Origin of the sequence: Thauera sp. GDN1 (genome assembly GCF_029223545.1) — a bacterium.
GTDB lineage: Bacteria > Pseudomonadota > Gammaproteobacteria > Burkholderiales > Rhodocyclaceae > Thauera.
This window is the reverse complement of the sequence record NZ_CP097870.1, coordinates 2942936-2954833: the sequence shown is the minus strand read 5'-3', so window position 1 is coordinate 2954833 and position 11898 is coordinate 2942936. Positions and strand designations below refer to the sequence as shown.

Sequence of the window (11898 nt, the reverse complement as noted above, 5' to 3'; positions counted from 1 at the left end):
CCTACTTTGGCCTGCGATACCGCGCAGGTGACAAGTCAAAGTCTGACGACCATAGCCGTGTGGAACCACCCCTTCCCTTCCCGAACAGGACCGTGAAACACCCGTGCGCCGATGATAGTGAGGTCCGCCCTCGTGAAAGTAGGTCATCGTCAGACTAACCCACAAAACAAACGCCCTGAGCGCCCAACCGCAATCAGGGCGTTTGGCCGTGAACGCAAACGGAAAAGCCTCCCGGAAACCCGCGAGGCCAAAAGCCGAAAACCACCCCCCCGGGGGGGGAGGGCGAACATGACGCAAGGCCTCCGTGGGGGCGAGCCAGAGCTCAGGGGCGGGCGGGGATCAGCAGTTCCGCCTCGCCGTCGAGGACTACGCTCGCTCCAACCGCGCACACGGTAGAAAAGACCGCACGCCGCTTCTCGGCCTTCAGCTCCTTGACCGTGACGCGCGCCACCACGGTGTCGCCAATCTTCACCGGGGCCTTGAACTTCAGGTTCTGCGACAGGTAGATGCAGCCGGGCCCGGGCAGACGGGTGCCGAAGACGGCGGAAATCAGGCCGGCAGAGAGCATGCCGTGCGCGATTCGGCCGCCGAACATGGTGCTTGCGGCGAATTCCTGGTCGAGATGTACGGGGTTGGTGTCACCGGACACGCCTGCAAACATGAGGATGTCGGCTTCGCTCACCGTGCGCGAGACGGCAGCGCTCATGCCGAGTTCCAGATCTTCGAACCGATAGCCGTAGACCTCACTGAAGTCGCGTTCATTGCTGCTCATGTGTTCTCCTTTTATTAGGGGGATGGGGAAGGGGATGACGTGGTCCGACGCTACAGGCTCCGGATGCTAAAATCAACTTGCGTTATGCATCTGGCGGCGTTCTGGGGTGTGCGTCTCGGCATCGGCATGTCCGCGGGCGTGAACTGCGTCACGCGCACGAAGGTGGGATTCCACTAGGTTTATAAAGTAGGCGGTGCTTTTTGCGCTGCGCTGGCGTTCGAGCCTCGCAGCGCGCTCATCGTCGTTGCTGGCTTCGACATACGGAGGCGCAGGATGCTGAAGGTTTTCAGGCATTACCTCCCCGTGAACACGCTGCAGCAGGTCCTGTTCGATGCGGCAGCCCTGTTCTTGATCGTGGTTGCCGCGATCGCGTTGCAGGTGTCGCCGGCCGTGCCGTGGGTGGAGTGCATTCCGTCGGCGCTGGCATTTGCTGCAATCATGATCACGCTCAATGCCGCGATGGGTTTGTACCGCCCGGTTTATCAGCGCTCGGGCAGGCAGACCTTCGCTCGCGTCGCGCTCTCGCTCGTGGTGAGCATTCCGGTGGCGTACGTGGTGTTTGGCCTCTTGCCTTGGGCGGAGATCGCACCGCATTCGCTACAGGTCAGCGTCCTGATCCTGTTGTGTTCGCTACTGGCGATCCGTGGGCTGGTCAACCAGCGTCAGGCCTCGGGCTTCCTCGTTCCACGGGTGCTCATCGTCGGTACGGGTCATGATGCACGGATCGTGCATCATGACCTCACGCGTCCCCTTCAGCGCAGCGTGGAAATCGTGGGCTTCCTGCCGGTGAGCGGAGGCGAGCGCATCGAGGTGGAGCCTTCGAACGTACTACCGCCTGGAAGCCTGGTGGATGTGGTGCGCAACCTCCGTGTCGACGAGGTGATCGTCGCGGTGCGTGAGCGCCGGGGCGGAGTGTTATCGCTTAGGGAGCTGCTGGACTGCAAGCTCGCCGGCATCCGTATTCTGGACCTGTCCTCTTTCTTCGAGCGCGTCCAGGGACAGGTGCGGCTCGACTCGTTGCGCGCGAGCTGGCTGATCTATGGGGACGGCTTCCGGCAGGGATGGGCGAGGACCTTCGTGAAACGCTGTTTCGATCTGGCGGTCGGAACGACGCTGTTGCTGCTGGCTGCGCCGATCATGTTGCTGACGGCCTTGCTGATCCTCCTTGAAGACGGCGCGCCGATCTTCTACTCCCAGGAGCGTGTGGGTCGTGGCGGAAGGATCTTCCGGGTGATCAAGTTCCGCAGCATGCGCAGGGATGCCGAGAAGGATGGCAAGCCGCGTTGGGCGAGTTCCAACGACGATCGCGTGACCCGAGTCGGGCGGGTGATCCGCAAGCTGCGGATCGATGAACTGCCGCAGTTGTTCAACGTGCTGGCCGGCGAGATGAGTCTGGTCGGACCGCGCCCGGAGCGGCTCTATTTCGTCGATCAGCTGACGCAGCAGATTCCGTTCTACGCCGTGCGCCATTGTGTGAAGCCCGGCGTCACCGGCTGGGCGCAGGTGCGTTACCAGTATGGCGCGTCGGTCGACGATGCGGCCGAGAAGCTGCAATACGACCTGTACTACGTGAAGAACCACTCGCTGATACTCGATACGCTCGTTCTGTTCGAGACGGTTCGTGTGGTGCTTACGGGCGAAGGCGCCCATTGATGTGGAAGTCCGATCGGCGGCGGCACCGAGTTGCTCGTGGCTGAGGACGGCGGCCGTGGATCCGTGAGCAAGGGAGGCGTTTGGCGTGGCTGAAGTCGCGACCTGGAGTCATGGGCTTGCGGCCTTGGCCTATCTCTTGTTCGGGCTCTACATCTTCTTCGCTTGGCGGGGGGGCTTGCCGGGGGGCGTGCTGCTGGGTGCAGTTGCCATCTCGTCGTTGTGGGCTGCCGTGTCGGCGGCCAACGCGCACGAGCCGCGGGCCTGGTTGGGACTCGGGGCGGTGGTGCTCGACATCGCGCGCAGTGGCGCCTGGTATGCCTTCATCATCGTGCTGTCACGGCCGCTCTGGGCAGGCAGGCTCAGGTGGCCCGCGGTGTTGGCCGGGCTCGTCGTCCTGTTCCAGATCGGCGCTCTCGTCTTCGAGGCGCTGTTCGGCAGTGAGGGACTGCCCCTGCGACCGCTTCTGGCGGCATGGCTGGCAAACGCGATCGTCGGCCTGGTGCTGGTCGAGCAACTCTACCGGGGCGTGCCCGCGAATTCGCGCTGGGGCATCAAGCCCGCATGCTTGGCCCTCGCCGCCGGCTACACCTTCGAGCTCTACTTCTTCGCGGACGCCTTCCTGTTCTCGCGCATCGACGAGGATGTGTGGGCAGTACGCGGCATCGCGCATTCGCTGCTCATCCCCCTGATCGCGCTGTCCGGCAACCGCAGTCCTTCGTGGACGCTGCGCATGTCGGTGTCGCGCGAGATCGTGTTTCATTCCACCGCGCTCGCCGGCGCCGGGCTCTATCTGCTGGTGATCGCCGGCGCGGCCTACTACGTGCGCTACTTCGGTGGCGACTGGGGGCGGGCGCTGCAGATGACGCTGCTGTTCGCCGGCCTCGTGCTGCTCGGCGCGCTGCTGTTTTCGGGGGGCCTGCGCGCGAAGTTGCGCGTGCTCATCAGCAAGCATCTGTTCTCCTATCGCTACGATTACCGCAACGAGTGGCTGCGATTCACGCAGGCCCTGTCGTCCGCGGATCGGGGCCTCGACCTCGGCCAGTCGGTGATCCGCGCGCTGTCCGATCTCGTCGAGAGCCCCGGTGGGGCGCTCTGGCTGGCTGATGCCTACGGCAGCTGCGCGATGCACTCGCGGCTCAACCACCCGCAACTGCCGGCGGTGGAGTCCCTGCAGTCCCCGTTCTGCCGCTTCCTCGACGAGCGCGGCTGGATCCTCAATCTCGAGGAGTTCCGGCTTCATCCCGCGCGCTACGAGGGGCTGGTGCTGCCCGAGTGGCTTGCTGCCCTCGACGATGCCTGGCTCGTGATCCCGCTCAAGACCGGCGAGCGCCTGATCGGCTTCGTGGTGCTCTCGTCGCCGCGCACACCCTTCGAGATCGACTGGGAGGTTCTCGACCTGCTGAAAACCGCGCAGCGCCAGGCTGCCGGCTATCTCGACCGGATGCTCGCCGCGGAAGCGCTGCTCGAGGCGCGCAAGTTCGATTCCTTCAACCGCATGTCGGCCTTCGTCGTGCACGACCTGAAGAATCTCGTCGCGCAACTGTCCCTGATGCTGAAGAACGCCGAGCGCCATCGTGACAACCCCGAATTCCAGCAGGACATGCTGGAGACGGTTGCGCACGTCGAGTCCCGCATGCGGGGGCTGATGACCCAGTTGCAGGAAAAGCGCTCGATCGATCCCCCGCGAGTGGTGGATCTGCTGGCGCTCCTGCGTGCCGTTCGCGATCACAAGCGTGGACTGCGTCCGGACATCGATCTGCGCCTGGGTGAAGTGGTGTCCTGCGAGGTCACGGCCCACCCCGAACGGCTGGAGCGGATCATCGGCCACGTCGTGCAAAATGCCCTCGACGCGACCGGCGAGGATGGTAATGTGTCCCTAACGCTCGCGGTCCCGAACGCCCAGCGCGCGCGCGTGGTGGTCGAGGACAACGGTTGCGGCATGAGCCCCGAGTTCATCCTCGAGCGCCTCTCGCGCCCCTTCCAGACGACCAAGGCCAGCGGAATGGGGATTGGTGTGTTCGAGACGCGCCAGTACCTGGAAGAGATCGGCGGCACGCTGCGCTACGACAGCGAGGTCGGCGTCGGAACCCGGGTCACGATCGAACTTCCAATGAGCCGGCGCGATCCTTGATGAACTGAAATGGGCAGGTAAACAGTGAATTCGACGACCGAGAAGCGGCGCACCCTCTTGATCGTGGAGGACGACCCGGCATTGCAGAAGCAGATGCGCTGGGCCTTCGATGCCTGCGACACCGTCGTGGCCGACGATCGCGAGAGCGCGATCAATCAGTTGCGCAAGCACGAGCCCGCGGTGGTGACCATGGACCTCGGCCTGCCGCCCGCGCCGGACGACGTCAGCGAGGGCTTCAAGCTGCTCCGCGAGATGCTCGCGCTCGCCCCCGATACCAAGGTGATCGTCCTCACCGGGCAGCACGACCGCGAGAATGCGGTGAAGGCGGTGGGGCTCGGCGCCTACGATTTCTTCGCAAAGCCCTTCGAGCCCGAACTGCTCAGCCTCACCATCGACCGCGCCTTCCGCATGCATGACCTGCAGCGCGAGAACGCGCGCCTCGCGGCGCTCGAGGCCGGCCCGCTGTCGGGCCTGCTCACGCGCGATCCGGGCATGCTGAAGATCTGCCGCACGATCGAGAAGCTCGCCTCGGCATCGGTCACGGTTGCGCTGCTCGGCGAGAGCGGCACCGGCAAGGAGATCCTCGCCCGTGCCCTGCATGTGCTGTCGCCGCGCGCGCGCGAGCGCTTTGTCGCGATCAACTGCGCCGCGATCCCCGACACGCTGCTCGAGAGCGAGCTCTTCGGTTACGAGAAGGGCGCGTTCACCGGGGCGGTCAAGCAGACCCCGGGCAAGATCGAGACCGCGCACGGCGGCACCCTGTTCCTCGACGAGATCGGCGACCTGCCGCTGGCGCTGCAGGCCAAGCTGCTGCGCTTCCTGCAGGAGCGCCGGATCGAGCGCATCGGCGGGCGCGATGAGATCCCCGTCGATGTCCGCATCGTCTGTGCCACGCACCGCGACCTCAAGGCACAGATCCGCAGTGGTCACTTCCGCGAGGACCTCTACTACCGGCTGGCCGAGATCGTGGTCGAGATTCCGCCGCTGCGCGATCGCGAGGGCGATGCCGCGCTGCTGGCGCATGCCTTCGCGCAGCGCTTCGCGCGCGACAACGGGCGCAGGACCCCGGTGCTCGCCGAGGATGCGCTGTCCGCGATCGAGGCGCACAAGTGGCCGGGCAACGTCCGCGAGCTCGAGAACTGCATCAAGCGGGCGGTGATCATGGCCGACGGCGACTGCATCACCGCGGCCGACCTCGGTCTGCAGGTTCCCGACGACGACCTCGAGCACCTGAATCTGCGTGCGGTACGCGAGGAAGCCGAGCGCAACGCCGTGCTCAAGGTCATCGCGCGCACCAACGGAAACATCGCCCGTGCGGCCGAGATCCTCGGCATCAGCCGGCCCTCTCTCTACGATCTGCTCGGCCGCTTCGGCCTCAAGAAGGAGAATGTGTCGTGAGTCGCAAGCTGAAGGCTATTCACCCTTCGGGGTGGTCGGTGCGTGGCCACGGCATTGCCGTCGCCGCGCTGTCGGCGGCGCTGCTCGCGGGCTGCGCGCAGAGTCCCGAGGACATGCTGGCGTCGGCAAAGTCCTACCTGGAAAAGCAGGATCTGAGCGCCGCGAGCATCCAGCTCAAGAACGCCCTGCAGGAGAACGGCAGCCTTGCAGAGGCGCGCTTCCTGCTCGGCAGCATCCACGTCAGGCAGGGAGACGCCGTTGCGGCGGTCAAGGAGCTGCAGCGTGCCCGCGACCTCGGCTATCCGCAGGAGCAGGTCGCGCCCCTGCTGGCCCGTGCCCTGTTCGGCGCCGGCGAGCTCGACAAGCTGCTGGCCGAGTTTACCGACACGCGGCTGACGGATGCCCGCGCCCAGGCCGCGGTTCTCGCCGCACTCGGCGATGCGCACCTGGCCAGGCGGGATGTGGACAAAGCGCGTATCACCTACGTCGACGCGCTCGCCGCGGACGCCGATCAGACCGAGGCGCGCATCGGACTCGCCCGCACCCATATCCTCAAGCAGGATCTCAAGGCCGCCGAGGACGAGGCGCGCGAAGCGATCCGGCGCAAGCCCGACAGCGCCGACGCGCACGCGACGCTGTCCGACGTGCTGATGATGCGCGACGAGCCGGAGCAGTCCCTGCTCTCGCTGCGTGAGGCGATCCGGCTCGCACCGGGCGCAGTGAATTACCATTTCGCTCACGTTTCGCAACTGCTGCGCCGGGGAGACCTGCCGGAAGCGGAGAAGGCCCTGCAGGCCATGCAGGCGAACGCGCCGAATCATCCGTCGACGCGCTACCTGAAGGCCTTGCTCGATTACCAGAGCGATCGGCTCACCGAGGCACGCGACACCTTGATGGCGGTGCTCAAGGACGCGCCGCAGTACCTGCCGGCCGAACTGCTCGCCGGGACCGTGCTGGTGCGACTCAACGACCATGTGCTCGGCCGTGCGCATCTCGCGCGCGTGCTCGAACGGGTTCCGGGCGAACCGACGGCGCGGCGCACCCTGGTCGCCTCGCATCTGGCGACGGGCGAGGCCGAGCGCGCGCTCGAGCAGCTGCAGCCGCTGCTGCAGGTGCAGGATCCGGACGCACGGCTGCTGGGCCTGGCGGGCCAGGTCTTCCTGGCCAATGGCGATTTCGAACGCGCCGAGGAGTATCTCGAGCGCGCGGCGCGCGCGGCCCCCGAAGATGCCCAGGCCCGCGTGCGACTCGGCGTGGCACGGATGGCCGGTGGCGACGCCGAGGCCGCCTTCGCCGACCTGGAGAACGCCGCGCGCATGGACGACTCGGCCTTCCAGGCCGATCTCGCGCTGGTGATGGCGCACCTGCGCCGCGGCGAGACGGACAAGGCGCTCGAGGCCCATGCCCAGCTCGAGCGCAAGCAGCCCGACAATCCGCTTGTGCACAACCTGCGCGGCGGCCTGATGCTCGCCAAACGCGACATCCCGGCAGCGCGTGCCGCCTTCGATAAGGCGTTGTCCCTGCGGCCCGACTACCTGTCGGCCGCCGTCAACCTGGCGCGCCTCGACCTCGCCGAGCGCCGCCCGGACGATGCGCTGGGGCGGGTGCAGGCGGTGCTCGAGCGCAACCCGAAGAACGTCGAGGCCCTGCTGACGCTGGCCGAGCTGCAGCGCGCCACCGGCGCCGCTCCGGCCGATGTGTTCGCCACCCTCGAGCGGGCCGAAGCGGCCTCGCCGGGCGCGGTGGCACCCAGCCTGGCGATCGTCCAGCACCACCTGCGCCAGCGCGAGTTCGCGCCTGCGCTGCAGCTCGCGCAGAAGGTCGCGGTGGCTCACCCCGCGGATCTGCGCGTGGTCGAGGCGCTCGGTCGCGCCCAGCTGGCGGCGGGCGACAGCCAGCAGGCGATATCGGCCTTCAACAAGCTCGCGGGCCTGATGCCGCGCTCGCCCCAGCCGCTGGTGATGCTGGCTGACGTGCATCGTTCGCTGAAGAACAACGACGCGGCCGAGCAGGCCTTGCGCCGCGCGCTGACGATCGCACCCGATGCCATCGAAGCCCAGCGGCGCCTGATCGCGCTGCTGCTCGAGGGCGGCAAGCGCGACGCTGCGCTCGGGCTTGCGCGCGAGGCACAGGCCCGCCAGCCGCAACGGGCGGGGGGTTATGTGCTCGAGGGCGAGATCCACGGCGCGGATCGGAAATGGGCCGAGGCGGCGAGCGCCTACCGCAAGGCGCTGGACAACGGCGGTGGCGGCCAGGCCGCCATCCGCCTGCACGCGGCGCTGCTGCGCGGCGAGCGCAAGGCGGACGCGGAGCGCGTCGCATCCGACTGGCTGTCGAGCAATCCCACCGACCTGGCGATGCGCGGCTACCTCGCCGAGCGCGCGCTTGCCGAGAAGCGTTACCAGGACGCCGGGGCGCTGTTCGGCAAGATGCACGAGATGGCGCCGCAGAACGCGCTGATCCTCAACAACCTGGCATGGACCGCCCGCGAGCTCGGCGACCCCAGGGCGCTCGACTATGCCGAGCAGGCCCTGCGCCTGGCACCCGAGAATCCGGCCATCATCGACACCGTCGGCATGATCCAGGTCGCGCGTGGCGAGTTCGACGCCGGCATCGCCAACCTCGAGCGCGCGGTCGCGCTCGGCCCGGATCTGCTCCCGCTCCAGCTCAATCTCGCCAAGGCGCTGGCCAAGGCCGGCCGCAGCGCCGAAGCGCGCACCCGGCTCGATGCGCTGCTGCCCCGCCTCAAGGAAGGCTCGCCGCTGCACGGCGAGGCGCTCGCACTGCAGAAGACCCTCTGAACATCGCAACGACTCAAGGCAACAAGGAACACCATCATGACCACCATCGCCGTCATCGGCCTCGGCTACGTCGGCCTGCCGCTCGCCGTCGAGTTCGGCAAGAAATACCGCACCGTGGGCTTCGACCTTTCCGCCGAGAAGGTTGCGGCCTATCGCGAGTTCTACGACCCCACCGGCGAGGTGTCGTCGGAAGACCTGCGCGCCGCGACCCGGCTCACCTGTCACACAGACCCCGCCGTGCTGCGCGAGGCCGACTTCGTGGTCATCGCCGTCCCGACGCCGGTCGATGATGCCCACCAGCCGGACTTCACCCCGCTGGTGAAGTCCTCCCAGACCGCCGGCCGCCACCTCAAGCGCGGCGCGATCGTCGTGTACGAATCGACCGTCTATCCGGGCGCGACCGAGGAGGTCTGCATCCCCATCCTCGAGCGCGAATCGGGCATGAAGTGGAAGCAGGACTTCTTCGTCGGTTATTCGCCCGAGCGCATCAACCCGGGTGACAAGGAGCGCACCGTCACCCGGATCCTCAAGGTCGTCTCCGGCGACACGCCCGAGACCCTGGCCACGGTGCAGGAGATCTACGGTTCGGTGATCACCGCCGGGGTGTATCCGGCGAGCTCGATCAAGGTCGCCGAAGCTGCCAAGGTTATCGAGAACACTCAGCGCGACCTCAACATCGCGCTGATGAACGAACTCGCGGTGCTCTTCCACAAGATCGGCATCGATACCGTGGAGGTGCTGCAGGCCGCCGGCACCAAGTGGAACTTTCTGCCCTTCCGCCCGGGGCTGGTCGGCGGCCACTGCATCGGCGTGGATCCGTACTACCTGACGCACAAGGCCGACATGCTCGGCTACCACCCCCAGGTCATCCTCGCCGGCCGCCGCATCAACGACGGCATGGGCAAGTACGTGGCCGAGCAGACGGTCAAGGAAATGATCGCCGCCGGCTCCAGCATCAAGGGGGCCAACGTGCTCGTGCTCGGCCTCACCTTCAAGGAAAACTGCCCCGACCTGCGCAACAGCAAGGTCATCGACGTGATCCACGAGCTGCAAAGCTACGGCTGCAACGTGCATGTGCACGACCCGGTCGCCGCCTCGGCCGAGGCCGAGCACGAGTACGGCGTGCGCCTGGAGAGCTGGGACGCGTTGCCGGTGGCCGACGCGATCGTCGCTGCGGTGGCGCACAAGGAGTATCTGCAGATGCCGCTGCCCCGACTGCTCGAGAAACTCGCGCCGGGAGGCGTGTTCGCCGACGTGAAGTCCAGCTACGACCAGGCGGCGATGCGGGAGGCGGGCGTCCGGCTCTGGCGTCTTTGAGTTTCGTCTGCCATAAAGAATTATGGCGAAGAAGAAACAACATCCATCCGCTCAGGGCACCAGGGAGGGCAAGCTTGCCGTGCTTGCCCGCCATGTCCGGCGTGCATTGGGTCTGGGGGCCGCATTTGCATGCTCGATGTCCGCCGTGGCCGCGGATACGGACCTGATCGCGCGCGCCTTCGCCGAGCAGGCGCGGTATCTGGCCCGCGAGGCGCTGAGTTACGAGCATGGCGAAGGTGTGCCGCGCGACCAGGCCTACGCCGTGCGGCTGTACTGCGAGTCGGCGCGCCTTGGTGATGCGGAGGGCATGTACGCGCTGGGCTGGATGTATGCCAACGGCCGCGGGGTCGAGCGCAACGACGAGTATGCCGCGACGTTCTTCGCGATGGCGGCGGGCAAGGGCAACGAGTACGCCGCCCGCATGCAGCGCTATACCGGCGAATCGACCGGCGCCGTGCCGGAATGCATGCAGACGCCGTCCACCCTGCTCGTGCAGCGCTGGCCGGTCGAGGCGCTGATCGCCCGCCTGCCGCCGGCACGCCAGGAGGTGGCGCGCATGCTGGGCGAACTGGCGCCGAAGTACGGCATCCTTCCGCAGTTCGCGCTCGCGATCGGCCTGACCGAGTCCGCGCTCAACCCGCAGGCCTTGTCGCCGAAGAACGCCATGGGGGTCATGCAGCTGATTCCCGAGACCGCCCAGCGCTTCAATGTCAGCAAGCCCTACGACCCCGAGCAGAACATCCGCGGCGGCCTGGCCTACCTGCGCTGGCTGCTCGCCTATTTCGAGGGTGACATCGCGCTTGCGGCCGCCGGCTACAACGCCGGCGAGGGCGCGGTCGACCGCCACCGCGGCGTGCCGCCCTATCGCGAGACCCGCGCCTATGTCGAGCGCATCCTGCGCCACGTCGGCCAGGCGCGTCATCCCTACGATGGCAGCGTGGTGTCGCCGAGCCCGATGCTGCGCAGCCTGCGCCTGGCCAGCCAGGAGGATCACGAGACATGAGCTCGCCCGCGCCCGCACGGGCGGTGCGGTCGTTGCGGCGCCGGTTCCTGATCTGCGCGCTGGCCCTGTCTGCGGTGGTGGGCATGGGCACGTCCGCACGCGCGGATCTGGTGGCCACGGTGCCGCGGATCAAACCCTCGGTGGTGGCGGTCGGCACCTACCAGCGCACCCGCAGCCCGGCCTTCCTGTTTCGCGGCACCGGCTTCGTCGTCGGCAACGGCCTGCTCGTCGCCACCAATGCGCACGTGCTCCCCGAGCGCGTCGATACCGACAAGATGGAGGCGCTGGTCGTCGTGGTGCCGGGGGATGGCCAAACCGGGACGGTGCGCGCCGCCCGCGTCGTGGCCAGCGAGCGCAGCCGCGATCTGGCCGTGCTGCGCCTGGACGGTGGCCCGGCGCTGCCGGCGCTGCGCCTGGGGGCGAGCGCGCGCGTGCTCGAGGGGCAGGAAATCGCCTTCACCGGGTTTCCGATCGGGAACGTGCTGGGCATGACGCCGGTCACGCATCGCGGCATCGTGTCGGCGATCACGCCGATCGGAATTCCGCAGGCCAATTCGCGCGACCTCGATCCGGCCCTGATCCGTCGCCTCGCCAACGACGTGTTTCGCGTCTATCAGCTCGATGCCACGGCCTATCCGGGCAACAGCGGCAGTCCGCTCTACGACCCCGCCAGCGGCGAGGTGCTGGGGGTCATGAACATGGTGTTCGTGAAGTCCACCAAGGAGAACGTGCTGTCCGATCCCTCAGGCATCAGCTATGCGATCCCGGTCGAGTATCTGCAGCGCCTGCTCGCCGAGCTGAAGTAGCCGGATACCTGCAGCTG

General features: G+C 67.2%; 8 protein-coding genes and 1 rRNA gene. 8 read left to right on the top strand and 1 reads right to left on the bottom strand.

What is annotated here, in order from left to right; translation table 11 throughout:
* Positions 1-41: 41 nt before the first annotated feature.
* Positions 42-155: ribosomal RNA gene (rrf, locus tag CKCBHOJB_RS13550) — 5S ribosomal RNA — on the top strand.
* Positions 156-322: 167 nt separating this feature from the next.
* Here rrf and CKCBHOJB_RS13545 read toward each other — a convergent pair.
* Positions 323-772 carry a MaoC family dehydratase gene (locus tag CKCBHOJB_RS13545; protein ID WP_281049193.1) on the bottom strand — a complete coding sequence of 150 codons (450 nt, stop codon included), beginning with the start codon at positions 770-772 and terminating at the stop codon, positions 323-325.
* 273 nt (positions 773-1045) lie between these two features.
* On the opposite strand from CKCBHOJB_RS13545, the gene CKCBHOJB_RS13540 reads away from it, so the two are divergent.
* From CKCBHOJB_RS13540 to CKCBHOJB_RS13510, 7 genes are all read left to right on the top strand, one after another.
* Positions 1046-2425, top strand: a complete 1380-nt coding sequence (locus CKCBHOJB_RS13540) for a TIGR03013 family XrtA/PEP-CTERM system glycosyltransferase (RefSeq protein ID WP_281049192.1) — start codon at positions 1046-1048, stop codon at positions 2423-2425.
* An 85-nt stretch (positions 2426-2510) separates the two neighbouring features.
* Positions 2511-4556 carry an XrtA/PEP-CTERM system histidine kinase PrsK gene (gene prsK, locus CKCBHOJB_RS13535; protein WP_281049191.1) on the top strand — a complete coding sequence of 682 codons (2046 nt, stop codon included), beginning with the start codon at positions 2511-2513 and terminating at the stop codon, positions 4554-4556.
* A 24-nt stretch (positions 4557-4580) separates the two neighbouring features.
* The gene (gene prsR, locus CKCBHOJB_RS13530; RefSeq protein ID WP_281049190.1) at positions 4581-5954 is read left to right on the top strand and encodes a PEP-CTERM-box response regulator transcription factor; all 1374 of its coding nucleotides are present in this window, start codon (positions 4581-4583) and stop codon (positions 5952-5954) included.
* A complete protein-coding gene (prsT, locus tag CKCBHOJB_RS13525; protein WP_281049189.1) occupies positions 5951-8755 on the top strand; it encodes an XrtA/PEP-CTERM system TPR-repeat protein PrsT in 2805 nt (934 codons plus the stop codon). Before prsR ends, prsT begins: the two co-directional genes overlap by 4 nt.
* 36 nt (positions 8756-8791) lie before the next feature.
* Positions 8792-10072, top strand: a complete 1281-nt coding sequence (locus CKCBHOJB_RS13520; protein WP_281049188.1) for a nucleotide sugar dehydrogenase — start codon at positions 8792-8794, stop codon at positions 10070-10072.
* Between the two features lie 136 nt (positions 10073-10208).
* Positions 10209-11075: a transglycosylase SLT domain-containing protein gene (locus CKCBHOJB_RS13515; protein WP_281049187.1), complete on the top strand. Its 867-nt coding sequence runs from the start codon at positions 10209-10211 to the stop codon at positions 11073-11075.
* Positions 11072-11881 carry a serine protease gene (locus CKCBHOJB_RS13510; protein ID WP_281049186.1) on the top strand — a complete coding sequence of 270 codons (810 nt, stop codon included), beginning with the start codon at positions 11072-11074 and terminating at the stop codon, positions 11879-11881. Before CKCBHOJB_RS13515 ends, CKCBHOJB_RS13510 begins: the two co-directional genes overlap by 4 nt.
* Positions 11882-11898 lie beyond the last annotated feature (17 nt).

What these genes read in the sequence shown, in the direction of transcription:
- CKCBHOJB_RS13545 (WP_281049193.1), bottom strand. Translation starts at nt 772, where the DNA reads ATGAGCAGCAATGAACGCGACTTCAGTGAGGTCTACGGCTATCGGTTC.
- CKCBHOJB_RS13540 (WP_281049192.1), top strand. Translation starts at nt 1,046, where the DNA reads ATGCTGAAGGTTTTCAGGCATTACCTCCCCGTGAACACGCTGCAGCAG.
- CKCBHOJB_RS13520 (WP_281049188.1), top strand. Translation starts at nt 8,792, where the DNA reads ATGACCACCATCGCCGTCATCGGCCTCGGCTACGTCGGCCTGCCGCTC.
- CKCBHOJB_RS13515 (WP_281049187.1), top strand. Translation starts at nt 10,209, where the DNA reads ATGTCCGCCGTGGCCGCGGATACGGACCTGATCGCGCGCGCCTTCGCC.
- CKCBHOJB_RS13510 (WP_281049186.1), top strand. Translation starts at nt 11,072, where the DNA reads ATGAGCTCGCCCGCGCCCGCACGGGCGGTGCGGTCGTTGCGGCGCCGG.